The organism is Alteriqipengyuania lutimaris, from assembly GCF_003363135.1.
In the GTDB taxonomy this organism is placed as follows: Bacteria; Pseudomonadota; Alphaproteobacteria; order Sphingomonadales; family Sphingomonadaceae; genus Alteriqipengyuania; species Alteriqipengyuania lutimaris.
Genome location: NZ_QRBB01000001.1, coordinates 1613047 through 1638554 on the forward strand (window position 1 = coordinate 1613047; position 25508 = coordinate 1638554).

Genomic DNA, 25508 nt, shown 5'->3' on the forward strand with positions numbered 1-25508 from the left:
CGCTGTCCTACTCGCGGCCCACGCTCGTATAGTGGAAACCTGCCTCACGCATGTCGGCGGGATTGTAGATATTGCGGAGATCGACGAGGATCGGCGCCTTCGCAAGCTGCTTCACCCGTTCGAAGTCGAGTGCGCGGAACACGTCCCACTCGGTCACGATGACGACCGCATCGGCGCCTTCGATCGCGGCGTAGGGGTCGTCCATCATCTCGACCTCGGGCATCAGCGGCTTGGCCAGCTCCATGCCCTCGGGGTCGAATGCCGCGACCGTCACTCCAGCATCGCCCAACGTCTGAGCGACCGCGATCGCGGGCGAATCGCGCATGTCGTCGGTGTTGGGCTTGAAGGTCAGGCCCAGCATGGCGACACGCTTGCCGCGCGCTTCTTCGATGCCGCCCAGTGCGTCGACGACCTTGCGGCCCATCGCGCGCTTGCGGCTGTCGTTAACCTTCACCACCGCCTCGACGATCCGCGTGGGGCTGTCGTAATCCTCGGCCGTCTTCAGCAGCGCGAGCGTATCCTTGGGGAAGCACGACCCGCCATAGCCGGGCCCGGCGTGGAGGAACTTGGACCCGATGCGGTTGTCCATCCCGATGCCGCGCGCGACGTCCTGCACGTTCGCGCCGACCTTCTCGCACAGATCGGCCACTTCGTTGATGAAGGTGATCTTGGTCGCAAGGAAGGCGTTGGCGGCGTACTTGATCAGCTCGCTCGTGCGGCGGCCGGTGAACAGGATCGGGGATTCGTTGAGGAACAGCGGGCGATAGACTTCGCGCATCACGTCGCGCCCGAAATCGTCCTCCGCACCGATCACGATCCGGTCGGGCCGCTTGAAATCGCCGATGGCCGCGCCTTCGCGCAGGAATTCGGGGTTCGATACGACCGAAACCTTCAAGCCGCGCTCGGTGGTCGCCGGGCTTTCGGCGAGGATCCGCTCCACCTCGTCACCGGTGCCCACCGGCACGGTCGATTTGGTCACCACGACCGCATCATTGGTCAGCTTCTCGCCGATTTCGCGTGCGACGGCATGGACGAACGAAAGGTCCGCATGGCCATCGCCCCGGCGGCTGGGGGTGCCTACCGCGATGAAGATTGCGCCCGCTCCGGCGATCCCCTCCGCCATGTCGGTGGTGAAGGACAGGCGGCCCGCGCGAGCATTGGTTTCCACCAGCGTATCGAGCCCGGGCTCGTAGATCGGCATGATCCCCTGGCGCAGCCGCTCGATCTTTTCGGCATCCTTGTCGATGCAGACGACCTCATGGCCGAAGTCGGCGAAACAGGCACCGGATACAAGGCCGACATAACCCGACCCGACCATTGCGATTTTCATATTAGCTCAGCCCCATTTCACGATTTCGATCGCTTCGCCATCCTCGCCTTGCCTTGCCTGGATATAACGGCGCGTCTCGCCCTCAAGCACGAGTGCCGTTAGACGCCCGAAACGGAATGCACCAGTGTCGATCCCGATACGACCAGGACGATTCTCGACTTCCTCGAAAATGGTGTGGCCGTGCACGATGACCTTCTCGAAAGCACCCGAATGCGAGAGAAACCTCTCCCGAATCCAGAGCATGTCCTTTCGCGACTGCTCGTCGAGCGGGCGGGACGGATCGATCCCTGCGTGCACGAAGGCATAGTCGCCGGCGAGGATGATTTCCTCGAAGCTGCGGACGAAATCGCGATCTTCCTGCGGCACAAGCGTATGCAGGCGATCGCGCAACTGATCTAGATCGAGCTGATTATATTCGTCGAAGCCGATCCCGTAGCTCAGGATGGTTTCGCGGCCGCCATGCTTGAGGAAGTGCTTCAGCACGTCGCGATCCTCGAAGCTGTCGAGAAACATTTCCTCGTGATTTCCCGCGAGGTAGCGGACCTTGCGCTGCTGGCCCCATTCGCGGGCGCGCGCGATGACCTGCGCGCTTCCTGGCCCACGGTCGACCAGATCGCCGAGCAGGATCATCGTCGTGTCCGCGCTCTGCGCCTCGGCATCGTCGGTCTCGATCGCATCGATCAATGCGTTGAACAGCCGGTCGCAACCATGAATGTCGCCGATGGCGTAGAACCGCGTGCCCGACGGGGTCGACGGGGGCGGCGCGGCGGGCGCTTTGCGGAAGAGGGTGCGTAGCGGTTTCAGCATGGCTGTGTGGAATAGCGAACGCGCCTTGGCCTCAGGTGAACCACTGCTGCGCGGACGCCGCGCGAGATAGGCCTATCGACACAAGATCGCAAGCATATCCCCCGCTTATGGCGTCGCGTCGGCAGCGCGCTCGTACACGGCGTTTTCTTCCGGGTGCCTCGTGGTGATGCGCAGTGCGACATAACCGACGATCGCCGAAATGATCGAACCGAGCAGGATACCGATCTTGGCTTCGTCGATCACCAGCTGATTGCCCTTGAATGCCAGTTCGCTGATGAACAGCGACATGGTGAAGCCGATCCCCGTCAGGATCGTGACCCCCCAGATTTCCATCCAGTTCGCATTTTCCGGCTTGCGCGCGATCCCGAGCTTCACCGCAGCGACGATGACGGTGAAGATGCCGAGCTGCTTGCCGAGGAACAGGCCCGCCGCGATTGCGACCGGCAGTGGGGAGAAAATCTCGCTCATCTCCATGTCGAGCACGTGGACGCCCGCGTTGGCGAACCCGAAGATCGGAACCACGAAATAGGCGCTCCACGGGGCCAGGCCATGCTCCGCCTTTTCCAGCATCGAGTGTCCGTCGTCCTTGCGCATCGGGATGGTAAGGGCCGCGAGCACGCCCGCGATGGTCGCGTGCACGCCGGAGAAGAGCATCGCGAGCCACAGGAGGACGGCGGCGAGAATGAAGGGAAGGAAGCTCTTCACGCCGAACCGGTTCATGCCGACCATCGCCCCGAAGACGCCGATCGAGATGACCAGCCACATCATGTCGAGCTTTTCGGTATAAAAGGCTGCGATCACCAGCACCGCGCCGATATCGTCGACGATCGCCACGGTGAGCAGGAACAGTCGCAGCGAGGCAGGCACCCGGCTGCCGAGCAGGCCGAGAACGCCCATCGCGAAGGCGATGTCGGTGGCAGCGGGAATGGCCCAGCCGCGGATCAGATCGGGGTCGCTGCCCGCTATCGTGACATAGATCAGCGCCGGCACCGCCATCCCCGCGACTGCTGCCATGATCGGCAGAGTGCGCTTGTCCGCGCTGGAGAGCTGCCCCGCGAGAAGTTCGCGCTTCACTTCCAGCCCGACCACAAAGAAGAACAGCACCATCAGGCCATCGTTGATCCACAGGTGCAACGTGTTGAGGTAGAAGACTTCTTTTGGCCAAAGGTAGTTGTAGAACAGGCCGTGGTAATCTGCCGCCAGGGGCGAATTGGCCACGACCATCGCCGCAGCTGCCACCAGGATCAGCAGGACCCCGGCCGAGGCATCGCTGACGAACAGCGCGCGTACGGGGGCGATGGCGCGGCGGATGGGGCGGCGGATCGGTTCAAGCATGGCAGCCCTTTTTCTCAATCTTTGGCGCGTTGCAAGGCCCCGTTGGCTTCGGTAGACAACGGACTCAGGGGAAATACCGACCTGAGGGGGACGGGGGGCATGGTAGCGGTGGCACTCACGCCAGTCGACTGGCTGGTTCTGATCCAACACGAACTGCTTCTGTTCGCTAGTCTTTTCTTTCTTTTCGGCACGCTGGACGAGCTTGCGATCGACGGGCTTTACCTGATCGGGCGGATGCGAGGGAAAATTGTCACGCCCCGCATCCTTCGTCGCGACATGGAGGGGCGTGGCCTCAGCGGACCGGTCGCGGTGATCGTACCCGCCTGGCACGAGAGCGACGTCATCGGCCCGACGATGCGGCACATGCTCGCGGTCTGGCCGCAGGCGCAGCTGCGCCTCTATGTCGGCTGCTACGCCAACGACCCGGAGACGATTGCAGCCGCGACGCGGGCAGCGCGCGGCGACGGGCGGGTAAGGATCGTCGTCCATGCTGCGCGCGGTCCGACCACCAAGGCGGATTGCATGAACCGGCTCTATCGCGCGATCGAGCAAGACGAGCGCCGCGAAGGACGGGCCTTCCGCATGCTTGTGATGCACGATGCGGAGGACATGGTCGATCCGGCGGCGCTGCCGCTGTTCGATGCGGGGTTGGCGCAGGCCGACCTGATCCAGTTGCCGGTTCTGCCTGCACCGCATGCGGGCTCGCGCTGGGTATCGGGGCATTACATGGACGAATTCGCCGAAGCCCATGGCAAGGCAATGGTGGTGCGTGACTGGCTGCGGGCCGGCTTCCCCTTGGCCGGGGTGGGTTGCGCCATCGCACGCGAGCGGCTGAGCGATCTCGACGCCCGGGCGGACGGGCGCGGACCCTTCGACGCAGAGAGCCTGACCGAGGATTACGAACTCGGCCTCAACATCTTCGAAGCGGGCGGGCAGGGCACCTTCCTGCGCGTACGCGGCGACGATGGTGCGCTGGTCGCCACGCGTGCATATTTTCCGCGGCAGCTGGAAACTGCGGTCCGCCAGAAGACGCGCTGGATTTGCGGAATAGCCCTGCAGGGCTGGGACCGCATGGGCTGGTCGTCCAGGCCGCTCGACGGCTGGATGCGGCTGCGCGACCGGCGCGGGCCCTTTGCGGCGCTCGTGCTCTTCGTCGCTTACCTGCTGATCGTGGTGAGTGGTATCTTGCTGGCGGCGCAGAGCTTCGGCGTGGCGACGCACGCAGCGTTCACTCCGCTGACCGAGGCCCTGTTGATCGCCAATGGCGCGAGCCTGGTATGGCGAGCGCTGTGGCGCGCCGTCTTCACGGCGCGCGAATACGGGATCGGAGAGGGCGTGCGGGCAGTCGTGCGCATTCCTGTCAGCAATCTCATCGCAATCATGGCCGGGCGCCGCGCGGTCGCGCAATATGTCGGCAGCCTTCGCGGCGCGATCCTACGCTGGGACAAGACCGAGCACCGTGATCATCCTGCGATCCCGCGCTCGACGGTGCTGACGTGACGGCGCAGGCTCAGACCCGAAGGCGCGGCGCGGGGCGGCCGCTGGTCGCCATCCTTTCGCTGCTGACGGTCTGGGTGGTGATCCGCGCGAGCGTTTGGGAACCGCCCTTCGCACTTCCGTCGCCCGAGACGCTCTTCGCACAGGCGCAGGCGGATGCTGGCGGGAGCATCGCCCGATCTCACGCTGAGACCGAGAGCGGGCAGACACGCGTTTCTCGGGAGCGGAGAGCGCTCGCATGGCTTGCGGACTTCGGGGCGTCTCGAATAGAGGTAGGGCGGGCGAGGATCGAGGGCCGTCGCTATGCCTCGGCCGCAGGTGCCCGGCGAGACCCGATTCCGTTCGCGCGAGCGCGCAGTTCGGCCAGCCACCAGAGGCTTTTCGCAGCCGCTTATGGCACGATGCCCGCATATGCGTCGCTGATAGAGCGAGCGGCCCCGCAGGGACTTTCGGGCACGCCGGGGCAGGCACGCCGTCTTTCGATCGCCGGGTCGCGACCGGCGCGCCCGGGAGCAAGGGAGCCCGGCGCGAACACCGCCCCGCGCGATCGGTGGGCGGCGGATGCATGGCTGCTGGTTCGCGAGGGCAGCAATCGGCAAGCTTTCGCCAGCGTCAATCCGGCGGCGCTGGGCGCCAATCAGGTGGGGATCGTCGTGCGATACGCACTCGCACCCGCAACGCCCCTCGATCCCCATGCCTATGTCCGGGTGAGCAAGGCGCTGGTCGCGGATGGCGAGGGAGAGGCGGCGGCGGGCGTCAGCATCGCCCCGCTACGCAAGGTGCCGCTGCGCATTCACGGCGAGCTGCGCGTGACCGATCGCGCGGGCTTAGGGGGGGCTGCAACCGAGGTGCGCCCTGCAGCTTTCGTGACGACCGGCCTCGCTCGACAGAAGCTGATGCCGGGCGTCGAGGGCGAAGCATATCTCCAGGCGGGCTATGTCGGCGGCGATTTCGCCACCGGCTTTGTCGACGGCAAGGCGACGCTGGAGACGCCTCTGATAAAGCGTGAGGCGGGTCGGGTCGCGGTCGGCGCAGGGGCGTGGGGCGGCGCGCAGCGCGATGCCTCGCGCTTCGATATCGGCCCCACGGCGAGCGTTTCGCTGGCCACCGGGAGGGTGTCGCTGCGTGGCTCGATCGACTACCGATTCCGAGTCGCGGGCGACGCTGTTCCCGGCGACGGGCTGGCCGTGACGCTCGCCGCATCCTTCTGACGCGGATTATCGGGTGAGCGCGCTTTATTCGGGCGTCTGAACGCAGTACGGCCTGTAGCCGTTCATGGACGTCTATCTTCCCATCGCCAACCTCTCGGTCAACGGGCTGGTCATTGTCGGGCTCGGCGCGCTGACGGGCATCCTGTCGGGGCTGTTCGGCGTCGGCGGCGGATTCCTGACGACTCCGCTGCTGATCTTCTACGGCATCCCGCCCACCGTCGCGGCCGCTTCCGCTGCCACGCAGGTGACGGGGGCCAGCGTTTCGGGCGTGCTCGCGCACAACCGGCGCGGCGGGGTCGACTATCGCATGGGCGGCGTACTGGTGGTCGGAGGGATCTTTGGGGCTCTGATCGGGGCGGGGCTGTTCAGCTTTTTCCAGTCGATCGGCCAGATCGATGTGGTGATCAACATTCTCTACGTCTTCATGCTGGGCTCGATCGGCGCGCTGATGCTCAAGGAGGCGCTCGCCGCGCTCAATATCCGCCAGTCGAAGAGCCAGCAGCGCGCGGCCAAGCGCCGCCACCACCCGCTGGTCGCGGCGCTGCCCTATCGCTGGCGCTTCTACGGCTCGGGCCTCTATATCTCGCCGCTCGCGCCGCTCATCCTCGGTTTGGGTGTGGGCATCCTGACCATGCTGATGGGCGTCGGCGGGGGCTTCATGCTGGTGCCTGCCATGCTCTACGTGCTCGGGATGAGCGGCAAGGTCGTCGTCGGGACGTCGCTGTTCAACATCCTGTTCGTGACCATGGCGACCACCATGACCCATGCGCTGACCACGAAGGCGGTGGACCTCGTGCTCGCGGCGCTGTTGCTGGTCGGCTCGGTGCTCGGCGCCCAGTTCGGTACGCGCCTCGCGCTCAAGCTCAAGCCCGATCTGCTGCGTCTGGCGCTGGCCACGATCGTGCTTCTGGTGGCATTGCGGATGCTCTTCGGGCTGAGCATCCAGCCCGACGAGGTCTATTCGGTGGTCAACCTGTGAGGCTGCGCGCGCTCTCACGGTTGGTGGTCGCAGTTCTGGCGTCTTTGGCATTGCCCGGCGCGCTCAACGCGCAGCGCGATCCGGTGCTGGTGCCCGAGGTCTCGCAGAAGGAAGTGCAGGTCCGCCAGGGCTTCACGGGGACCGAGCTGTTGCTGTTCGGCGCGGTGATCGATCCGGCCGCCCGGGAGCGCGGGTTCGACGTCATCGTCGTTCTCAAAGGGCCGGCGGAGCCCATCCGCCTGCGTGAGAAGCGGCAGATCGGCGGCATCTGGATGAACGCGGAGAGCACTGCGTTCCGGTCCGCACCCACCTACTTCGCGGTGGCTTCCAGCCGCCCCATCGAACAGATCGTGGACGCGCGCACGGCCGCGATTTTCGAATTCGGCACCGAATTCATCCAGCTCAGCCCCTCGGGCTCGATCAACTTGGAAGAGCAGGCCCGGATGCGTGCCGGACTGGTCGACCTGCGCGAACGCCAGGGGCTGTATCGCACGATCGAGGATGGCGTGACCGTACGCGAGGGCGTGCTCTATCAAGCGCGGATCGGCCTGCCGTCCAATGTGCAGACGGGTCAGTATACCGCGGAAACCTTCGCCGTGCGCGATGGTCGCGTCATGGCATCCGCCGTGGCGGAGGTGACCGTGCGCAAGGTGGGTTTCGAGCGTTTCGTGGAGGTGTTCGCGGATCGGCAACCACTGCTCTACGGCCTTGTCGCGATCTTCCTGTCGTTGCTGATGGGGTGGCTGGCCGGACGGATTTTCGGCCGCAACTGAGGGCCTTGGTTCTTGGGTGCCGTCGCCGATTGACCCGATCTTAACCTTGCTAGCGCTAACATCCCGGCAGTTTTGAAGGCTGTCTGACGAACGAGGGGCGCTCGCATAGGCATGACTGATTTGGCGGGACACGATTTTCGGCAGGGTAAGGCCGCCACGGCGAGTGGCGACCACACCGGCGTGCCGCGCGCGCACAGCAACACCTCGCGTCCCATCGGCGTGGTGCTCGACGTGTCGGGTGCCGGGGCGATCGTGGCGCTCGATACCGAGAGACTGACCGAATGCTCGCAGGACGAGGATCCTGCGCTTGCGCTCGCTGGCCAGGTCGGCAGCCAGGTCAAGATCCGCGCGGGGGCCGACTGGCTGCTGGGCACCGTCCGCAACCAGCGCCGCGACCGCAGGGGCACCGGCGGGATCATCGCCGAGGTCGACTTCCTGGGCGAGGGTGCCGAGGAAAAGCTCACCGGTCGCATCCGCGGTTTCCGGCGCGGCGTCACGCGCTACCCCGTGCCAGGCGGAATGGTATTCGCCGCCAGCACCGACGACCTGCGCAGCGTTTTCGCGAGCGACGGCCGCGATTTCATCGAAGTGGGTACGGTTTTCCCCACGCGCGACATCCGCGCAGGGCTCTACATCGATCCGCTGTTGGGCAAGCATTTCGCGCTGCTCGGCTCGACCGGGACCGGCAAGTCTACCTCGACCGCACTGCTCCTCCATCGCATCATCGAGGCCGCGCCGCACGGCCACGTGATCATGGTCGATCCGCATGGCGAATATGCCAGCGCCTTCAAGGAAAGCGGCGCGATCCTCGACGTCGGCAACCTCAAGATGCCGTACTGGCTGATGAACTTCGAGGAGCACTGCGAGATTCTGCTCACCAGCCGAGGGAACGACCGGCAGGTGGATGCCGATATCCTCGCCAAGTGCCTGCTTGCGGCGCGGAGCAAGAATCGGCTGGCCGAAGGGCTGGCCAAGATCACCGTCGATTCTCCCGTTCCCTATCTGCTCTCCGATCTCTCCGCCGCGCTTTCCAAGGAGATGAGCGACCTCGACAAGGCGACCGGGACCGCGCCCTACATGCGGATCAAGACCAAACTCGACGAGCTCAAGAGCGATCCGCGCTACCAGTTCATGTTCTCCGGCATGCTGGTCGGCGACACGATGACCGAGTTCCTCGCCCGCATCCTGCGCCTGCCGACCGATGGCAAGCCGATCTCGATCATCGACGTCTCCGGCGTTCCGTCCGACATCACGAGTACCGTGGTTGCGGTGCTCAGCCGGCTGGTGTTCGACTATGCCACCTGGGCCCGCGACGAGCGGACCCGGCCGATCCTGCTGGTGTGCGAGGAAGCGCACCGGTATGTTCCCAGCGAGGCGAACTTCGAGAGCTCGGCGGTGGGCAAGGTGCTGAGCCGGATCGCGAAGGAGGGGCGCAAGTACGGCGTATCCCTCGGCCTCGTCACCCAGCGCCCTTCTGACCTTGCCGAAGGCGTGCTCTCGCAGTGCGGCACGATCATCTCGATGCGGCTCAACAACGAGCGCGACCAGGCCTTCGTCAAGGCCGCGATGCCCGAAGGGGCGCGCGGCTTCCTCGACTCGATCCCCGCGCTGCGCAACCGCGAATGCGTCATCTGCGGCGAGGGTGCGGCGGTGCCCATGCGCGTGACCTTCGACACGCTGGAAGAGGCCAAGCGCCCCGCATCCGAGGACCCGAGCTTCAGCGCCCTGTGGCGCCAGAGCGGGGGCGAGGAAGACGCGCTGCACCGTATCGTCCAGCGCTGGCGCAGCCACGTCTGATCTCGGGGTTCGCCGAAGCGAACCCGTGCGCCACCCGCCCCGCCTCCCCACCCGGCCACCAAGGGTACACCCATCATGTGGTGGCCGGGTGGGGAGGCGGGGCGGGTGGTCTGCACCAACAAATCACGTCCCCCGCGTATCTCCGAACAGATGGATATGCAGCCGGTCGGACAGGCGGAAGCCGTGTTCGAGGCATAGCGGCACGAGCCATTCCTGACGCGCCCGCAAAGTATTGCTGTCGGTCCCTTCGGGCATCACGAAAACCCGCCCGCGCGGCAGGGCATGCGCGCGCACCAGCTCGCGCACTTCCTCCACGTCGGAAGGCTCGGCCACCACGAACTTGAACACCGCGCGCCCGTCGCTGACGTAAGTCCTCAGCACCTTGGGCACGATCGCAAGATCGCGCGCATTGCCCGAATGGGCGAGCTTGGGGCTGACATTGAACTGGTCGACCCACACATCGAGCTTGGGCGGCGGCAGCGCGGTGCCGTTGGTCTCGATCTCCACCGTCAGGTCGGGCAGGGCCGCGAGCAACTGAGCCAGCGCAGGCGCCTGCAGCATCGGCTCCCCGCCGGTCACGACGAGCCGCCGCTGGCCCAGAGCCTCGATCCGCGCGGCCACGTCTTCCACCGCCCGCGTGACCTGATTGGCCTTGCGATCATAGGTCTCGCCACCGCGATGCGGGCGCTCGTCCCCGTCGAAATGCCAAGTGTATGCGGTGTCGCACCAGACGCAACAAAGGTTGCAGCGCGACAGGCGCATGAAGGCCGTCGGTTCGCCCGCCGATGGCCCTTCGCCCTGCACGGAAGCGAAGATTTCCGGGCCTCCGGCGTCGTCGGTGGCGAGAACGAGGTTCATGGTCTTGTAGGTTTCCTGACACACCTGACACAGTGTCCTAGGGCAAAAATCCGGTCAGGCGCACAGGCACCGCAGGCATCGGTTTTGCGGCAAGCGGGGTGAACGGTCATGGAGCGGGGAATGCCATAAAACCCGGCCGTAGGAAATTCGGCTGTCGTCGTTCCTGCCCGACCACACGGTCAGTGCCATTCTGCCGGATCGAGCGCGAGGAGCTTCGCCAGCTGGTCATAGAGCGCGGGCATCTGCTCGCGCATCGCGCGCGGCCGCTCGAAGAAGGTGACGATGGCCTCTGCGAAGAATTCCTGGTGACTGGTTGCGCCATAGGGGTCGATCAGCGTGGGCTGCCCGTTTTCGACCCGCTGCACCTGATCCTCGAAAGCGTCGAGCATCGCCCTTTCCCAGCCCGCGTAGGCCTGTCCCTTGCGCAGGATAGGGATGCCGTTGGTGTGGCCGGAGAGGCCGTCCAGCTGGTGGGCGAATTCGTGGATCACGACATTGTGCCCGTCCTCGGCGTCGAGGCCGCCCTGCAGCGCATGGTCCCATGACAGGATGACGGGGCCCCGCGCCCAGCTTTCGCCCAGCGTTGCGTGCCTGTTTTCGTGCACGAAGTTGCCGTCGTGCGTGTCGCGGTTGGTGAGGAAGGCCGACGGGTAGATCAGCACGTTCCTGAGCGTATCGTACCAGACCGGGCTGTTGACGACGAGCAGGCAGGCCTGCGCCGCGATCGAAAGCTTCATGTCTTCGCTGACTTCCAGCCCGTTCTGGCCGCGGAAGGTGATCTGATCGAGGAAGAGGTTGATCTTCCCCTCCAGCGCGGACCGCACCGGTGCCGGCAGGCGACGCACGAGTGGCACCAGCCTCTCCACCACCGCACGCTGCTTCGGCGTGAGCGACGACGCCAGCAGCGCCCTGCGTTTGCGCTGCTTCGAGATCCGGCGGTAAAGCAGGAATGCGGCAATGAGCAGCGCAATGCCGAGAATGATCCAGAGCGTCATCCCGCACAGGTAAGACTGCGGTCACGGCTTTGGTAGGAGGCAAACGTCAGGGACGTGCAGGCCTACCCCAGCCGCGCCAGCGCATGGCGCAACCGGTCGATCTCGCTGGCGTGGAACGCCGCGTCGGCCTTGGCTTTCTCGACCGCCTCGGGCTTGGCTCTCTCGACGAAGGAGGGGTTGGACAGCCGCTTGTCGAGCGATCCGAACTCCTTCTGGCTGGCTTCCATCGCCTTGGTCAGCCGCGCCTTTTCCGCCTCGACATCGACATGCCCTTCGAGCGGGATGATGAAGGCATCCTCGCCCGCGGCGACCTGCATCGCGGGGCCTGCCGGAGCTTCTTCGCCGACATGCAGAGGGGTGAGACGGGCAAGCCGTTCGATCGCGGCCGCGCTACGCTCGACCACGCGTGCGCCCAGCGGGGAGGGGGTGGGGAGCCACGCTTCCAGCTTGGCACCGGGCGCGATGCCCAGCTCGTTCTTCGCCGCGCGGGTCGCGGTGGTCAGCGCGATGACCCAGTCGATCGCGGCGACGGCATCGGCATCGACCTGCGCCTGCGGTTCGGGCCACTGGGCAAGGATCAGGTCGTAAGGGCGCGGTGCGTCCTCGGATGCCTGCGCGTGCCACAGTTCTTCGGTGACGAAGGGCATGAAGGGATGCAGCATGACGAGGATCTGGTCGATCGCCCAGCCAGCGACCGCGCGGGTTTCCGCGGCGGGGCTCCACTCCTCCCCATTCTGGGGAGGAGCGACGACCGGCCCTTCGGCAGAGCTCAGGACAGGCTTGATCAGTTCGAGATACCAGTCGCAGAAGCGGTCCCACACGAAGTGGTAGATCGCGTTGGCGGCGGCGTCGAAGCGCAGGTCGGCCAGCGCCTTGTCGATCGTGGCCTTGGTTTCGATCACCTCGCCGATGATCCACGAATTGACCGCGAGGCGCGCAGGCGGCGCGGCGATGCTCTGCGATGCGCCGATGCCGTTGGTCTGGCAGTAGCGCACCGCGTTCCACAGCTTGGTGGCGAAGTTGCGATATCCCTCGACCCGCTTCTCATCCATCTTGATGTCGCGGCCCTGGCTTTCCATCGCTGCCATGAAGAAGCGCAGCGCATCCGCGCCGTACTGGTCGATCAGGATCAGCGGATCGACCACGTTGCCCTTCGACTTGCTCATCTTGGAGCCGTCGGCGGCGCGCACGAGGCCGTGCAGGTAAAGCTTCTCCCACGGCTTTTGGCCAGTGTTGAAATAGCCCGCCATCAGCATCCGCGCGTCCCAGAAGAACAGGATGTCGAAGCCGGAGATCAGCAGCGAGTTGGGGTAGTGCTTTTCGAGCAGGTCGGTCTTTTCCGGCCAGCCGAGCGTGGCGAAGGGCCACAGGGCGCTGGAGAACCAGGTGTCGAGGACGTCCTCGTCCTGCCAGATCGGATAGTGCTTTGTCAGGTCGAGCTGGTTCTGGAAAATCGCTTCGATAACTTCGTGGCGGCCCGCGAATTCCCGAATTTCGAGATCTAGCCCGCCCCGCTGGAGGAAAGCCGACACCTTTCGCTCTGCCTCAGAGGTATCCGGAGCGACAAAGCACTCATCTTTTTCAAGCGTTGCGTTCAACTGCTTGGGAGCGTGTGGCACGTCGATCCCGACCACTCGCCCTTCTTGCACCGCAGGCCCATACCAAGCCGGAATGCGGTGGCCCCACCACAGCTGGCGGCTGACACACCAGGGCTGGATGTTTTCCATCCAGTTGAAGAAGGTCTTCTCCCACGTCTTGGGGACGATCTCGACCTCGCCGCTGCGCACCGCCTCGATCGGCTTTACCGCGAGCTTTTCGGCGTCGACATACCACTGGTCGGTCAGCCACGGCTCGATCACCACGCCGCCACGGTCGCCGAAGGGCGTCGCGATCTGGCGCGGTTCGGCGTCGTGCTCGACTTCCTCGCCCTTCTTGGTCTTGGCGATGTGCGGGATCAGATGTCCGTCGGCCTTGAGCCGCGCGACGACCGCTTCGCGCGCGCCGTTTAGTTCGTCGCGGCGGAAGCGGTGCAGGCCGATGAATTCCTCGGGCACCAGCCCGTCGGCGGTCTGCACGACATCGCCGTTCTGATCGAGCATGTTGAGCATCTCGGCGGGCGCGAAGCCTGCGCGCTTGCCGACCTCGAAATCGTTGAAGTCGTGCCCCGGCGTGATCTTCACCGCGCCCGAGCCCAGGTCGGGGTCGGCGTGCTCGTCCGCCACGATCGGGATGCGGCGCCCGGTGATCGGCAGGATGACTTGCTTACCGACGACCGATGCGTAGCGTTCGTCGGTCGGATGCACCGCCACGGCCATATCGGCGAGCATGGTCTCGGGCCGCGTCGTCGCGACCTCGATGTAATCCTGCCCGTTATCGAGCGTTACCCCGTCTGCGAGCGGGTACTTGAAGTGCCAGAAGCTGCCGGGAATCGTCTGCTGCTCGACCTCGAGGTCCGAAATCGCGGTCTTGAGCTTCGGGTCCCAGTTCACGAGCCGCTTGTCGCGGTAAATCAGCCCGTCGTTGTAGAGGTCGACGAACACCTTGGTGACGGCCTTGGAGAAATGCTCGTCCATCGTGAACTGTTCGCGGCTCCAGTCCATCGAACAGCCCAGCCGCCGCAGCTGGCCGGTGATGGCCCCGCCGCTTTCGGCCTTCCAGTCCCACACCTTCTGCACGAAATCCTCGCGCGAATAGTTGGTGCGCTTGTCCTGCCGCTCTTCCAGCTGGCGCTCGACCACCATCTGAGTCGCGATCCCGGCATGGTCCATGCCGACCACCCACAGCGCATCCTTGCCGCGCAGCCGCTCGTAGCGGACCACGATGTCCTGCAGCGTGTTGTCGAGCGCGTGGCCGATATGCAGGCTGCCCGTGACGTTGGGCGGCGGGTTCACGATCGTGAAGGGCTGCGCATCCGGGCGAGCGGGCCGGAAGGCGCCAGTCTCCTCCCAATGCGCGTACCAGCGCGCCTCGATATCGGCGGGTTCGAAAGTGGTGGAAAGCGTGTTCGTCATAACGAACGCCATAAGCAGCCGATGCGCCGCTTGTCACCCAATGGCTTGTGATACGCACACTTTGCCCGCATAGCGATCCGCGATGGCGACCGAGGCGACCTACACGCTCGAGAAGGATGGCGACGGCCGCACCGTTCTCCGGCTCGCCGGACCCTACCTGCTATCCAGCATCGGCAGCGTGGAGCGCGGCCTGCGCTCGCTCGACGAGAGCTTCTCCGCCATCGACCTCGGTGACGTGACCGAGATCGACACCGTCGGCGCGTGGTTCGCCTGCACGTTGGCGCGCAAGAACGACGCCGACGTCGTCAACGCCAGCGAGCGCGCGGAGCGGCTGATCGACGCCGTCGGCCAGAGCGAGAACGAGGCGCAGATGGAGGCGACACGTCTGCCTCTGTTCGAGCGCGCGTCCGGAACGATGGGCGAAAAGGTCTTCGAAGGCGGCCGCGGGGTCACCAGCATCGTCGGCTTTCTCGGCCAGATCCTGATGGGGTTCGGCGCGCTGATCCGTCACCCGCGCCGGTTCCGTTACCGCGCGCTGGTCCATCAGTTCGAGTCGGTCGGGGTCAATTCGCTGCCGATCATCGGCTTGATGAGCTTCCTGATCGGGATCGTGATCGCGCAGCAGGGCGCGACCCAGCTGCAATATTTCGGCGCCGAATCGCTGACCGTGAACCTCGTCGGGCGGATCACCCTGCGCGAACTCGGCGTGCTGATGACCGCGATCATGGTCGCGGGCCGCTCGGGCTCAGCCTTTGCCGCGCAGATCGGCACGATGAAGCTGACCGAGGAAATCGACGCGATGCGCACCATCGGCATTTCCCCGATCGAGGTACTGGTGATCCCGCGCATCCTCGCCTGCGTTTTCATGATGGTGCTGCTGGGCTTCTACGCGTCGGTCATGGCGGTGATCGGCGGGGCGGTGATCTCAGACGTGATGCTGGACATTCCGTTCTGGACGTTCCTGTTCCGCATCCAGGAGGTCGTGCCGACCTACGACGTGTGGGTGGGCCTGGTGAAGGCGCCGGTCTTCGGCCTGATCATCGCGATCGCGGGCTGCTATCAGGGCATGCAGGTGCACGGAAATTCCGAGGAAGTCGGCAAGCGCACCACCAAGGCGGTGGTCCAGGCGATCTTCACCGTCATCGTGCTCGATGCCTTCTTCGCCGTGTTCTTCACGAATGTGGGGTGGGCATGAGCAGCATTGTCGACGACATTTTCGGCGAGAGCAGGCCCGACAGTTTCGAGCGGTTTCGCGGCGAATATCCGGTGCGCGTGCGCGGCCTCGTCAACAGTTTCGGCGAGCAGACGATCCACGACAACCTCGATCTCGATGTGAAGCGCGGCGAGATCCTGGGCGTGGTCGGCGGATCGGGCACCGGCAAGTCCGTGCTCATGCGATCGATCATCGGCCTCCAGCAGCCCGATGCGGGCGAGATCGAGGTCTTCGGCCAGTCGATGACCGATGCCGAGCCGGACGAGGCGCTAGGCGTGCGCAATCGCTGGGGTGTGCTGTTCCAGGGCGGTGCGCTGTTCTCCACCCTCACGGTGGGCGAGAATGTGGAAGTGCCGATCAAGCAGTTCTACCCCGACCTCGCTCCCGATATCACGCGCTCGATCGCGCGCTACAAGGTGGCGATGTCGGGCCTGCCGGAAGAGGCGGTCGCCAAGTATCCGTCCGAACTGTCGGGCGGGATGCGCAAGCGCGCCGGGCTTGCGCGCGCCCTCGCGCTCGATCCCGAACTCCTGTTCCTCGACGAGCCGACCGCAGGCCTCGATCCGATCGGGGCTTCGGCGTTCGACCAGCTGACCAAGGGGTTGAAGCAGACGCTCGGCCTCACCGTGTTCCTCATCACCCACGACCTCGATACGCTGCACGAAATCTGCGACCGGGTGGCGGTGCTGGCCGACAAACGCGTGATTGCGGTCGATACGGTGCCCAACCTGATGAAGCTCGATCATCCGTGGATTCAGGAATACTTCAACGGCCCTCGCGGTCGTGCGGCTCTCACCGCGCAGGCGCTGGACGAACTGCGCCAGCACATGGACAAGCCAATCGCGGCGGAGGCCGTCAAAGCGTTGGACAAGTCCAACGAGAGCAAGGCATAGGCGACAAGCATGGAGACTAGGGCAAATCATGTGTGGGTGGGCGCGGTAACGCTCGTGCTGCTCGCCGCGCTGGCGCTGTTCATCGTCTGGATCGCGCGACTGGGCGAGAACGACCGCAAGGAATACGACATCTTCTTCAAGCAGTCGGTGTCGGGCCTCGCCGATGGCAGCCAGGTGTCCTTCGCGGGGGTTCCGGTGGGCCAGGTGCGCGAGATTTCGCTATGGGAAACCGATCCCGGTTTCGTGCGCGTGCGCATCGCGGTGCAGGATGACGTGCCCGTGCTCGTCGGTACGACTGCCACCGTGCAAAGCTCCTTCACCGGGGTTTCGACGATCCTGCTCGACGGCGCGCGCAAGGGCCGTCCGCCGATCGATTGCGAGACGACCGCCTGCCCCGAAGGCGTGCCGGTGATCCCGCCCAAGGCGGGTGGCTTCGGCGAAATCCTCGCCAATGCGCCGCTGCTGCTCGAACGGCTGGCCACGCTGACCGAACGGCTGACAATGCTCCTTTCCGACGATAACCAGCAGCAGCTGGCCGGCATCCTGCGCAACACCAATGCGATTTCGGCAGAGGTCGCGGATGCCTCCCCGCAATTGCAGGGCGCACTGGCCGAGATGCAGATCACCCTGCGCGAGGCGAGCGAGGCACTCGATGCCTTCGAAAAGACCACGCAATCGACCAATGATCTGATCAATCGCGAAGGCGAGTCGATCGCGGACGAACTGCGTGCCACGCTGCAGAAGGCGAACCGGTCTGCCGACGCGCTGACCGCGACGCTCGAACAGGCGCAGCCAGCGGTCCGCACGCTCAATACCGAGACCCTGCCAGCGGCGACCACGACTTTCGAGGATCTGGAGGCGACCAGCCGTTCGCTGCGCGAGCTGACCCAGCGGCTGGAAGACAAGGGCGCGACCGATCTTCTGTCTTCGCCCAAACTGCCCGACTACGAACCTGAGGATTGAGAGCGATGTCGATTTTCCGCCTGATAGTCCTTGGTGCTGCGCCCCTGGCGCTCGCAGGTTGCATCAGCATCGGCGAAGACCCGCCGCCCGCGCTGCTGACGCTGACGCCGGACGCGCAGATCGAAGTGGGCACCGGCCCGACGGGGGAGGCGAGCGCGGCCCTGACCGTGATGCTCCCCGAAACGCCCGGCAGCCTCGCCGTGACGCGGGTGCCGGTGCAGGTCGATGCGTCGACGATCGCTTATCTGAAAGATGCAGTATGGGTCGATCGCCCCGCCAGGCTGTTCCAGAATCTGCTGGTGACCACGATCCGGGAGCGGACCGGACGACTGGTGCTCGACGATGTGGAGAGCCGCAGCGGAACGACCACCAGGTTGCGCGGCACGCTGCGCGACTTCGGCTATGATGCGCAAAGCGGATCGGTGATCGTGACCTACGACGCCATCCGCGAGACCGGCGGACAGCTCGAGACGCGGCGGTTCAGCGCCAGCGTGCCCGGCGTGCCCGCCGAGGCGAGCCCCGTGGGCGCTGCGCTCAACGATGCCGCCAACGAAGTCGCGCTGGATGTCGCGACCTGGGTGGGCGGTTAAGCCTTTTCCTTTTAACGATGTGCCGGAACGTGCGGGCTAGCTGCGCGCGGCCCGCGCGAATTCGATCGCGCGGGTAAACTCGGCCTCGCGGGCATCGCGGCGCGCGCGCGCCTCCTCGTCGATGCCCCACTGTTCGGCCTGGTAATCCTCTTCGAGGTTGGCCGCCGCCCAGAGCGCCTTTGCATCGGCATCGTCGCGCAGGCCCGACAGGGCCACGCAGAGCGACGCGGCGAGCGAGCTTGCCGCATCCAACCCTGCAAGAACAAAGACGTTTTCTTTTTCGAGACGCGCGCGGATCGCTGTCTGGCTCGCTTCGGACTGGGGCCGGTGGATGATGCCGTGGGTGCGGTTGAGCGTGATCGCCAGATCCGCCTCGATCTGCGCCACGACCGGCTCCCACACCTGCGCCTGCCGCCGCGCGACCGCCTCGTCCGGCTCGGCGCGGTAGCACAGCGTGTCACCGTCCGCGAAGGCGAGCAGGCGGTCGATCACCGCATCGCGGTTGCTCTCTATCGTGTCGATCGCACGATCCGCGAGGTCGCGTAGCGCGAAGGCACTCGCGTCGAATTCCTGTGGCGCTTGGGCCCATTCGCGCCGGAGCAGTTCCGCCAGCGCTTCGGTGGGCACCACCTGCGGCGCGCCGAGGCGCGTCTTGACCGGCCGCCCGTCGAGGTGGACCTGCCAGCCGCGCCCTCCATCGGGTCGGGTCGCTTCGGCCATCGTTGCTTCCTGCCAGAACCGCTTCACCGCTGCTCCCTCTTCCAGCGCCGGGCGAGCAGGATCGGCACGGCGAAGAACAGCACGGGGCCGGCCACGAAGGCAATCGGGCCGAGCATGCCGCCCTCTATTCGCCCGACCACCATCATCGCCCCGACGAAGGTCAGGAAAATCCCCGCCAGCCGCACGAATTGCAGCGTCCAGTAACGGCGCGCGGCGCGGCTCACGTCGGCATCGGAAGCGCCGTCGGATTGCGGATCATTCGCCAAGCAGGATCTCCGTCAGGTGGGCGGGGGTCTGGGCCACGATGTCCGCGCCCGCGTGCAGCAGCTCTTCGGGCTCGTGATAGCCCCAGGCGACGCCGATCGCGCGCACGCCCGCCGCCTTGGCCATCTCGATATCGAAGCTGGTGTCGCCGATCATCACCGCATCGGCAGGGGTCGCTACGCATTCGACGAGCGCCGCCTCCAGCATCGCGGGATGCGGCTTGGACGGATGCCGGTCCGCGCCCTGGAGGCTGTCGAAAAGGTCTTCCAGACCATGCGTTGCGATCGTCGCCCGCAATCCGCGGTCGGACTTGCCGGTGGCGACGGCGAGGCTCCAGTCCGCGCCGCGCAGCGCGCGCAGCGTTTCGCGGATGCCGGCGTAGAGCGGCTCCTGCAGTGCGCCGCGCTCGCGCGTGGCGCGGAAGCTCGCCTTGTAGCTCTCGACCACGGCGGTCGCCTGCTCCTGCGCCGCGTCGGGTGCCAGCTGCACCACCGCCTGTGGCAGGCTGAGGCCCACGATCCGGCGCACGGCATTGCGGTCGGGCGCGGGCAGGCCCGCCTGCGCAAAGGCGGCCACCATCGAATCGCACACCGCCGCCTGCCCGTCGACCAGCGTGCCGTCGCAATCAAAAACCGCGCAGCGCATCACGCGATGCCCCGCATCAGGGTCGCGATCGCGCCCTTTCCCTGCGCGTCCTGCCCCGCAGCGATCGTCTCGCGTTCGGGCGCGCTTTTCTTCTGCGACAGCTTGAGGGTGGGGCGCCAGGCCTCCACTTCGAGCTCGAAACCGACGATCCCCCTGAACAGCCGGGTCCAGGTCACCTCGCTCGCTTCACCGGCGCTCCACTCCTCGCCTCCGATCCGGCCCTCGTGCTTGGCGATCACTGCGTGGAGAAAGGCTTCAAGCCCCTCGGCGTCCATTTGCCGCACGCGGCCTTCCATTTCGAGCGCGACGTAATCCCACGTCGGCACCGTATCGCGATCGGCGTACCAGCGCGGCGAGACGTAGGCGTCGGGGCCGTTGACCGTCACCAGCGCGGTTGCGCCTGCCAGATGCGGGCTCAGCGCGTTGTTGCGCGCCAGATGAAACTGCACCGCGCCGTCGCCGGTCGAGAGCAGCGGGGTGTGCGCCACGCGGGGGCCGTCGGGCGTGGTCAGGAACACCATGCCGAAGCCGATCTGGTCGATCAGCGTTTCGAACAGCTGCCGGTCTTGGGATCGGAACTGCGGATTGGGATGCATCAGCGCTTTCCTGCGGGCTTGCCTTTGGGCTTGCCCTTCGCGCCCGCCTTGCCCTTGGCGGTGGCCTTGGACACGGTGCGAGAGCGCCGCTCGCCCCGGCGGGCCTTGCGATATTGCTTGGCGTGCTGCCTGGCCGCCTGCTTCTTCTCTTCCTTCGACTTGGGCGGCGCCTCTTCGCGCAGCGGCTGCGCATCGCTCAGCGAGAGGTCGAAGCCCATCTGCTCCATCGTCGCGGCGAAGTGCTCGGGCAGGTCGGCGGTGACATCCAGCTGCCCGCCGCCGGGCTGGCTGAGGATCAGGCGGCGCGCGTGCAGGTGCATCTTGCGGCTGACGCTGCCGGTCAGGAAGGCTTCCTGACCGCCATACTTGCCGTCGCCCACGATCGGGTGGCCCATCGCAGCGCAGTGCACGCGCAGCTGGTGGGTGCGCCCGGTCAGCGGTTCCAGTTCGAGCCAGGCGGCCTTGTTGCCCGCCCGCTCGACCACGCGGTAGCGCGTCTTGGCCGGCTGCCCGTCTTCCATGTCGACATGCATCTTCTCGCCGCCGGTGCCCGGCTGCTTGGCGAGCGGCGCGTCGATCTCGCCGACATGCTGCTCGGGCACGCCGACCACCAGCGCCCAGTAGACCTTCTTGGCGCTGCGGCCGGAGAAGCGCTTGGAAAAGGCGGCTGCGCTGCCCGGAGTGCGCGCGATCAGCAGAACGCCCGACGTATCCTTGTCGAGCCGGTGGACCAGCCGCGGCCGCGGGGTATCCTCGCCTTCCACGAAGGCATCGAGCAGCCCGTCGACATGGCTGTAGGTCTTGCTGCCCCCCTGCGTGGCGAGGCCCGGCGGCTTGTTGAGCACGATCGCGGCGGGCGTTTCCTTGATGACCATCGCGCGCGCCTGGTGGCGCTCGTCCTCGGTCAGTTCGCGGCGCGCGCGCGGGGCCTTCGCCTTCGCGGGGTTGCCCGGCGGGATGCGCAGGACCTGCCCGGTTTCGAGCCGGTCGTCGGGCTTGGCGCGCGATCCGTCGACGCGGATCTGCCCGGTCCGCGCCCAGCGCGCGACGGCGGCGAAGCCGACTTCGGGCAGGTGGCGCTTGAACCAGCGGTCCAGCCGGATGCCGTTATCGTCCTCTGCCACGGTGTATTGGCGCACCTGGCCCTTCTCGGGGCTTGGCGCGGGCGCCGACGTTTCGTTTTCGTTGTCGTTATCGCTCATGATCAAAGCACCCGCATGATTGTGAGGCCGAAGACCAGCGCACTGATCGATAGCGAGATCGAGAAAACGACGTAGAGCAGGGCGATCGCCAGCTGCCCCCGTTCGATCAGCAGCCAGGTCTCGAGGCTGAAGGCGGAAAAGGTGGTGAACCCGCCGAGCAGGCCGACACCGAGTATCAGCCGCAGCGGATCGGCATAGGCACCGGCGAACCCGCGCGCGAGGCCAACCGCCAGCACACCCATCAGGAGCGAGCCGATGGCATTGGCGGCAAGTGTCGCCCACGGAAAAGTGCTGACCGCCGGCGCACCGAGCCACGCGGTCATAGCGCGCCCGAGATTATAGCGCAGCACGGCACCGATGCCGCCACCAAGTGCGACACCGAGCGAGGCGGTGATGGGGGAAAGACTGGTCATTTTCGCGAGCCTACCTATAGTGGCAGGTGCCTCGCGCCAAGCGTCGAAGCGCCTTTCCATCCCCCGGCCCGAAGGGCGTCATGCCGCAGGGTGGGCGGGTTCCCCTTGCGCGCCGAGCGTGATTTGCGTATAAAGCCCGCAATGGAGCTGGCCGCTTCCCGGTTTTCGGGGCGTTGCCGGCCTCTTCCACGTTATAATTCCGCCGGTTTCGCGCGTGTTTCCGCGAATCGGAAGGCTATGAACTGAAAGGCGTTAGACCAGTATGCAAATCATCGTGCGCGATAATAATGTCGACCAGGCGTTGCGGGCTCTTAAGAAAAAGCTGCAGCGTGAAGGCGTCTATCGCGAGATGAAGCTTCGCCGCCACTACGAAAAGCCGAGCGAGAAGCGCGCGCGCGAAAAGGCAGCAGCCGTCCGCCGCGCCCGCAAGCTCGAGCGCAAGCGCGCCGAGCGCGACGGTCGCTAGGACGCAGACGGGGCTGGCGTTATCGCTGCGCCCCGCTCAACCTCAGTCTTGAACTGACGAACGGCTTGCGCCAGATGGGCGCGAGCCGTTTGGCGTATCTAGGCGCCATGAAACCAGCATCACGCCATAATCTTCCAGGATCTGCTCAATGACGGAAATCACGCGCGTTCCCCTCCGCCCGATCGCGAAGGGCTCGCTCACCAAGCTCTGGATCGGCGTGATCGTGGCGATCGCCCTCGCCGTGCTGCTCGCATGGAGCCTCGCGCCGCAGGGCTATGGCCTGACCGTGCTGGAAGAGGGCGAAGGCCCGACTCCGACCGAGGAGGACGTGATCTTCGTCAATTATACCGGCAGGCTGGCCGACGGCACGGTCTTCGACCAGTCGCAGCCGCTTCCGCTGCCGGTCGAGGGCATTTTCCCCGAAGGCAACCCGCTGCCGCTGGCCAACATGATCCCCGGTTTCGTCGAAGGCGCGAAGCAGATGCGCAAGGGCGGACGCTACGAGCTGCGGATCCCCCCGGCAGAAGGCTATGGCGAAGAGCCGCGGACCAACCCGCAGACGGGCGAGACCGTGATCCCCGCGAACAGCGACCTGATTTTCGAAGTCGAGCTGATCGATTTCATGAGCCGCGCCGAGTTCGACCGCCGCGTGCAGGTCATCACGCAGATGATGGAGCAGCAGCAGGGCGCGATGATGGGCGGACCCGGCGGCCAGCCGCCGATGGGACAGCCCCTGCCTGAAGGAGCGCTCGAAGGGGCTGCACCTCCGCAATAAAGCGCCTAGGGTCCTCCAAGGGGAGGAAGTGATGGACGAAGTGGGCGTGCACGAGGACGGCGGCACCGAAGGTGCCACCGCGCGTAGCCGGGTTGAGATCGACTGGCCGCTGCGCCCGTGGATCTTCGCAGGCCTGCTCGCGCTTGCGGGCCTCGCGATTTATTTCCTCACAGACGAGGCGGGGGACAGCGGACCGCGGCTCGCCGCCGCCGCCTTCATCGCCTTCGCCTGCGGGGCGTTCGTCTTCACCGCCGAGCGCGGGCGCCTGCTCGCCCCGGCAATCTTTTCGATCGTCACCGGGCTCGTCGTCGGCGGGCTGACCTGGCGCGCGGTGGGCGCTGGCAATGATGTGGCGGACGGCGGCTACGCTCTTGCCGCGGGATTCTTCGCCTGCCTGCTCGCCGTGCCGCTGTTTCAGGCGGACGTCCACCGGCGCTGGTTCCGGACCGATTACAAGGACATCCACTACTTCGTCTGGACCGACGCCATCACCGCCGCGGGCGCTTTCATATTCTTTCTGATCGCGTGGCTGCTGATCTGGCTGGTCGCCGCATTGCTCGATCTGGTGGGCATTCCGCTGCGCGACCTGGTCGAGACCGGATGGTTCACCGCGATGTATGCCGGGCTGACGGTGGGCGCGGGATTGGGGACGCTCCGCAATCAGTTGAAGATCATCGGCACGCTGCAATCTGTGGTGCTGCTGGTGCTCTCGATCCTCGCCCTGCCGCTCGCATTTGCGATTATGGTGTTTCTCGGCGCGGTTGTGGTCTCGGGGCCGAGCGTGCTGTGGGACGCGACCGACAGCGCCACTCCGGTGCTGCTCGCGATCGCCATCGGCGCCTATGTGCTCGCCAACGCGGTGTTGCGCGACCGCGATGCCGATATGGTGGGCGGCGCGGCGCTCAAGTGGTCGGGCTATGCGCTGGCGCTCGGCATCCTGCCGCTGACCGTGTTCGCCGCCATCAGCACTGGCGTGCGGATCGACCAGCACGGCCTTTCGCCCGAGCGGCTTTGGGCGCTGGCATCGGTCGGCGTGGCGGTCGCCTTCGGGCTCGCCTATTTCGTCGATGCGCTGGTGGGGGCGCGCGGAAGCTGGGGAGAGCGCTTGCGCGCCTCCAACCTACGGCTGGCGATGGCGACCGCGATCTTCGCGCTGTTCCTCGCGTTGCCGATGCTCAATTTCGGAACGATCGCCACCAGTGATCAGCTTGCGCGGCTCAAGAGCGGCGCGATTTCGGTGGAGGAGTTTGATTTCTCCGCCCTGCGCTGGGATTTCGGCGAACCGGGGCGCAACGCGCTGGCGCGGTTGGTGAAATCGACGGATGAGGCAATCGCCCAAGGCGCAAGACGGGCGCAATTGCAAGAGTCGCGGCCCTATCGCTGGCATCGCGAGGCGCCTCAGCCCGATGAGGTAAAAATCGCTTGGCAGGGCGGCGAGAAGACAGTGCACATGGCGATCGAAGCTTACCTCGCGGCCAATGGCGCCTACTGTGGGCGGGAAGAGCGCTGCACAGCAATCCTTGCGGATGAGGTGAGCGACGGCGCGCCGCTATTCGTCGTAACCAATGGCGACATGACACAGTATTACGGCGTGAACGCGCAGGGCGAGGTGGAGGAGTATTTCGTCCAGAACGGACGGCTCGTCTCGCGAGAGCAAAGCAACCAGTTCGTCCTTAATGCCAAGGAGAACAAGGAGCCGCCAACCAACGTCGAACTGCGCCCGTTCGAAGGTCGCCAGCTCTATGTCGATGGCGCGCCGGTGGGCCAGCCCTTCAAATAACGTTTCAGGCGCAAGCGCCGCTTGATGGTGCGGTGCCGCACGGCTAACGCATCACCATGTCAATCACTCGCGAAGAAGTGGCCAAGATCGCTAGCCTCGCGCGCATCCGGATGGATGACGCGGAGCTGGATCGCATGGTCCCCGAACTCAACAACATCCTGGGCTGGGTCGAGCAGCTGGGCGAGGTCGATACGTCCCAAGTCGAGCCGATGACCGCCGTGATCCCGCAAGCGACGCGGCTGCGCGACGACGTGGTCGATGCCGACCCGCTGACCGCCGGCGGGCGGCGCGAGGATATCCTCGCCAATGCGCCGGCGGCCGAGCACGGCTTCTTCGGCGTGCCCAAGGTGATCGAGTAGTCTCGGTCTCAGAAATTCCCGCTCGTGCTGAGCTTG

General features: G+C 65.8%; 25 protein-coding genes. 13 read left to right on the top strand and 12 right to left on the bottom strand.

Features of this window, described 5'->3' with window-relative positions; translation table 11 throughout:
* Positions 1 to 7: 7 nt before the first annotated feature.
* The 3 genes from DL238_RS07655 to nhaA form a co-directional block, all read right to left on the bottom strand.
* On the bottom strand, positions 8 to 1330 hold the full coding sequence (locus DL238_RS07655) for a UDP-glucose dehydrogenase family protein (protein ID WP_115491711.1): 1323 nt from the start codon (positions 1328 to 1330) through the stop codon (positions 8 to 10).
* A gap of 6 nt (positions 1331 to 1336) precedes the next feature.
* Positions 1337 to 2137, bottom strand: coding sequence for a metallophosphoesterase family protein (locus DL238_RS07660; RefSeq protein WP_115491712.1), 801 nt, complete (start codon positions 2135 to 2137; stop codon positions 1337 to 1339).
* Positions 2138 to 2242: 105 nt separating this feature from the next.
* Positions 2243 to 3472, bottom strand: a complete 1230-nt coding sequence (gene nhaA, locus DL238_RS07665; protein WP_115491713.1) for a Na+/H+ antiporter NhaA — start codon at positions 3470 to 3472, stop codon at positions 2243 to 2245.
* Positions 3473 to 3571: 99 nt separating this feature from the next.
* Between nhaA and DL238_RS07670 the strand changes: the two genes are divergently transcribed.
* From DL238_RS07670 to DL238_RS07690, 5 genes are all read left to right on the top strand, one after another.
* Entirely contained in the window at positions 3572 to 4972 is a 1401-nt protein-coding gene (locus DL238_RS07670; RefSeq protein WP_115491714.1) for a glycosyl transferase family protein, read from the top strand.
* Between the two features lie 398 nt (positions 4973 to 5370).
* Positions 5371 to 6180, top strand: coding sequence for a hypothetical protein (locus DL238_RS07675; protein WP_115491715.1), 810 nt, complete (start codon positions 5371 to 5373; stop codon positions 6178 to 6180).
* A 64-nt stretch (positions 6181 to 6244) separates the two neighbouring features.
* Positions 6245 to 7159: a sulfite exporter TauE/SafE family protein gene (locus DL238_RS07680; protein ID WP_115491716.1), complete on the top strand. Its 915-nt coding sequence runs from the start codon at positions 6245 to 6247 to the stop codon at positions 7157 to 7159.
* A 23-nt stretch (positions 7160 to 7182) separates the two neighbouring features.
* Entirely contained in the window at positions 7183 to 7932 is a 750-nt protein-coding gene (locus tag DL238_RS07685) for a TIGR02186 family protein (protein ID WP_115492830.1), read from the top strand.
* A gap of 111 nt (positions 7933 to 8043) precedes the next feature.
* Positions 8044 to 9729: an ATP-binding protein gene (locus DL238_RS07690; RefSeq protein ID WP_115491717.1), complete on the top strand. Its 1686-nt coding sequence runs from the start codon at positions 8044 to 8046 to the stop codon at positions 9727 to 9729.
* Positions 9730 to 9852: 123 nt separating this feature from the next.
* Here DL238_RS07690 and DL238_RS07695 read toward each other — a convergent pair whose 3' ends face one another.
* The 3 genes from DL238_RS07695 to DL238_RS07705 all read right to left on the bottom strand — a co-directional run bounded on the left by DL238_RS07695 (position 9853) and on the right by DL238_RS07705 (position 14593).
* A complete protein-coding gene (locus DL238_RS07695; RefSeq protein WP_115491718.1) occupies positions 9853 to 10587 on the bottom strand; it encodes a 7-carboxy-7-deazaguanine synthase QueE in 735 nt (244 codons plus the stop codon).
* Between the two features lie 179 nt (positions 10588 to 10766).
* The gene (locus tag DL238_RS07700; protein WP_115491719.1) at positions 10767 to 11582 is read right to left on the bottom strand and encodes a M90 family metallopeptidase; all 816 of its coding nucleotides are present in this window, start codon (positions 11580 to 11582) and stop codon (positions 10767 to 10769) included.
* Positions 11583 to 11644: 62 nt separating this feature from the next.
* Entirely contained in the window at positions 11645 to 14593 is a 2949-nt protein-coding gene (locus tag DL238_RS07705; RefSeq protein WP_181883861.1) for a valine--tRNA ligase, read from the bottom strand.
* 82 nt (positions 14594 to 14675) lie between these two features.
* Here DL238_RS07705 and DL238_RS07710 point away from each other — a divergent pair, with 82 nt between their 5' ends.
* From DL238_RS07710 to DL238_RS07725, 4 genes are read left to right on the top strand one after another with little or no spacing between them, the layout of a single operon-like run.
* On the top strand, positions 14676 to 15788 hold the full coding sequence (locus DL238_RS07710) for an MlaE family ABC transporter permease (protein ID WP_115491721.1): 1113 nt from the start codon (positions 14676 to 14678) through the stop codon (positions 15786 to 15788).
* Positions 15785 to 16699: an ABC transporter ATP-binding protein gene (locus DL238_RS07715; protein WP_115491722.1), complete on the top strand. Its 915-nt coding sequence runs from the start codon at positions 15785 to 15787 to the stop codon at positions 16697 to 16699. Before DL238_RS07710 ends, DL238_RS07715 begins: the two co-directional genes overlap by 4 nt.
* A 9-nt stretch (positions 16700 to 16708) precedes the next feature.
* Positions 16709 to 17662, top strand: a complete 954-nt coding sequence (locus tag DL238_RS07720) for an MlaD family protein (protein ID WP_115491723.1) — start codon at positions 16709 to 16711, stop codon at positions 17660 to 17662.
* Positions 17663 to 17667: 5 nt separating this feature from the next.
* On the top strand, positions 17668 to 18252 hold the full coding sequence (locus tag DL238_RS07725) for an ABC-type transport auxiliary lipoprotein family protein (protein ID WP_115491724.1): 585 nt from the start codon (positions 17668 to 17670) through the stop codon (positions 18250 to 18252).
* Positions 18253 to 18288: 36 nt separating this feature from the next.
* Here the strand turns inward: DL238_RS07725 and DL238_RS07730 are convergent, their stop codons facing one another.
* Genes DL238_RS07730 through crcB form a run of 6 tightly spaced genes read right to left on the bottom strand, consistent with a single transcriptional unit; the run spans position 18289 to position 22092 of the window.
* A complete protein-coding gene (locus DL238_RS07730) occupies positions 18289 to 18999 on the bottom strand; it encodes an ATP12 family protein (protein ID WP_115491725.1) in 711 nt (236 codons plus the stop codon).
* A complete protein-coding gene (locus tag DL238_RS07735; RefSeq protein WP_115491726.1) occupies positions 18996 to 19238 on the bottom strand; it encodes a hypothetical protein in 243 nt (80 codons plus the stop codon). The genes DL238_RS07730 and DL238_RS07735 overlap by 4 nt, the downstream gene beginning before the upstream one ends.
* Positions 19228 to 19881 carry an HAD-IA family hydrolase gene (locus DL238_RS07740; RefSeq protein ID WP_115491727.1) on the bottom strand — a complete coding sequence of 218 codons (654 nt, stop codon included), beginning with the start codon at positions 19879 to 19881 and terminating at the stop codon, positions 19228 to 19230. The genes DL238_RS07735 and DL238_RS07740 overlap by 11 nt, the downstream gene beginning before the upstream one ends.
* Positions 19881 to 20477, bottom strand: a complete 597-nt coding sequence (locus DL238_RS07745; RefSeq protein WP_115491728.1) for an FMN-binding negative transcriptional regulator — start codon at positions 20475 to 20477, stop codon at positions 19881 to 19883. The genes DL238_RS07740 and DL238_RS07745 overlap by 1 nt, the downstream gene beginning before the upstream one ends.
* Positions 20477 to 21679, bottom strand: coding sequence for an RluA family pseudouridine synthase (locus tag DL238_RS07750; RefSeq protein WP_115491729.1), 1203 nt, complete (start codon positions 21677 to 21679; stop codon positions 20477 to 20479). The genes DL238_RS07745 and DL238_RS07750 overlap by 1 nt, the downstream gene beginning before the upstream one ends.
* 2 nt (positions 21680 to 21681) lie before the next feature.
* Positions 21682 to 22092: a fluoride efflux transporter CrcB gene (gene crcB / locus DL238_RS07755; protein WP_115491730.1), complete on the bottom strand. Its 411-nt coding sequence runs from the start codon at positions 22090 to 22092 to the stop codon at positions 21682 to 21684.
* Between the two features lie 262 nt (positions 22093 to 22354).
* Here crcB and rpsU point away from each other — a divergent pair, with 262 nt between their 5' ends.
* The 4 genes from rpsU (at position 22355) to gatC (ending at position 25472) form a co-directional block, all read left to right on the top strand.
* Complete coding sequence (gene rpsU / locus DL238_RS07760) at positions 22355 to 22558, top strand: 30S ribosomal protein S21 (RefSeq protein WP_010239009.1); 204 nt, start codon at positions 22355 to 22357, stop codon at positions 22556 to 22558.
* A 148-nt stretch (positions 22559 to 22706) separates the two neighbouring features.
* Complete coding sequence (locus DL238_RS07765) at positions 22707 to 23333, top strand: FKBP-type peptidyl-prolyl cis-trans isomerase (protein ID WP_115491731.1); 627 nt, start codon at positions 22707 to 22709, stop codon at positions 23331 to 23333.
* Positions 23334 to 23364: 31 nt separating this feature from the next.
* Positions 23365 to 25113, top strand: a complete 1749-nt coding sequence (locus DL238_RS07770; protein ID WP_115491732.1) for a DUF4153 domain-containing protein — start codon at positions 23365 to 23367, stop codon at positions 25111 to 25113.
* Between the two features lie 56 nt (positions 25114 to 25169).
* On the top strand, positions 25170 to 25472 hold the full coding sequence (gene gatC / locus DL238_RS07775; RefSeq protein WP_115491733.1) for an Asp-tRNA(Asn)/Glu-tRNA(Gln) amidotransferase subunit GatC: 303 nt from the start codon (positions 25170 to 25172) through the stop codon (positions 25470 to 25472).
* Positions 25473 to 25508 lie beyond the last annotated feature (36 nt).

Coding starts and splice junctions, on each gene's coding strand:
- DL238_RS07750 (WP_115491729.1), bottom strand. CDS start 21,679: ATGAGCGATAACGACAACGAAAACGAAACGTCGGCGCCCGCGCCAAGC.
- DL238_RS07690 (WP_115491717.1), top strand. CDS start 8,044: ATGACTGATTTGGCGGGACACGATTTTCGGCAGGGTAAGGCCGCCACG.
- DL238_RS07705 (WP_181883861.1), bottom strand. CDS start 14,593: ATGACGAACACGCTTTCCACCACTTTCGAACCCGCCGATATCGAGGCG.
- DL238_RS07745 (WP_115491728.1), bottom strand. CDS start 20,477: ATGCATCCCAATCCGCAGTTCCGATCCCAAGACCGGCAGCTGTTCGAA.
- gatC (WP_115491733.1), top strand. CDS start 25,170: ATGTCAATCACTCGCGAAGAAGTGGCCAAGATCGCTAGCCTCGCGCGC.
- DL238_RS07680 (WP_115491716.1), top strand. CDS start 6,245: ATGGACGTCTATCTTCCCATCGCCAACCTCTCGGTCAACGGGCTGGTC.
- rpsU (WP_010239009.1), top strand. CDS start 22,355: ATGCAAATCATCGTGCGCGATAATAATGTCGACCAGGCGTTGCGGGCT.
- DL238_RS07770 (WP_115491732.1), top strand. CDS start 23,365: ATGGACGAAGTGGGCGTGCACGAGGACGGCGGCACCGAAGGTGCCACC.
- DL238_RS07720 (WP_115491723.1), top strand. CDS start 16,709: ATGGAGACTAGGGCAAATCATGTGTGGGTGGGCGCGGTAACGCTCGTG.
- nhaA (WP_115491713.1), bottom strand. CDS start 3,472: ATGCTTGAACCGATCCGCCGCCCCATCCGCCGCGCCATCGCCCCCGTA.
- DL238_RS07710 (WP_115491721.1), top strand. CDS start 14,676: ATGGCGACCGAGGCGACCTACACGCTCGAGAAGGATGGCGACGGCCGC.
- DL238_RS07715 (WP_115491722.1), top strand. CDS start 15,785: ATGAGCAGCATTGTCGACGACATTTTCGGCGAGAGCAGGCCCGACAGT.
- DL238_RS07695 (WP_115491718.1), bottom strand. CDS start 10,587: ATGAACCTCGTTCTCGCCACCGACGACGCCGGAGGCCCGGAAATCTTC.
- DL238_RS07660 (WP_115491712.1), bottom strand. CDS start 2,137: ATGCTGAAACCGCTACGCACCCTCTTCCGCAAAGCGCCCGCCGCGCCG.
- DL238_RS07765 (WP_115491731.1), top strand. CDS start 22,707: ATGACGGAAATCACGCGCGTTCCCCTCCGCCCGATCGCGAAGGGCTCG.
- DL238_RS07740 (WP_115491727.1), bottom strand. CDS start 19,881: ATGCGCTGCGCGGTTTTTGATTGCGACGGCACGCTGGTCGACGGGCAG.
- DL238_RS07655 (WP_115491711.1), bottom strand. CDS start 1,330: ATGAAAATCGCAATGGTCGGGTCGGGTTATGTCGGCCTTGTATCCGGT.
- DL238_RS07670 (WP_115491714.1), top strand. CDS start 3,572: ATGGTAGCGGTGGCACTCACGCCAGTCGACTGGCTGGTTCTGATCCAA.
- DL238_RS07675 (WP_115491715.1), top strand. CDS start 5,371: ATGCCCGCATATGCGTCGCTGATAGAGCGAGCGGCCCCGCAGGGACTT.
- DL238_RS07725 (WP_115491724.1), top strand. CDS start 17,668: ATGTCGATTTTCCGCCTGATAGTCCTTGGTGCTGCGCCCCTGGCGCTC.
- DL238_RS07700 (WP_115491719.1), bottom strand. CDS start 11,582: ATGACGCTCTGGATCATTCTCGGCATTGCGCTGCTCATTGCCGCATTC.
- crcB (WP_115491730.1), bottom strand. CDS start 22,092: ATGACCAGTCTTTCCCCCATCACCGCCTCGCTCGGTGTCGCACTTGGT.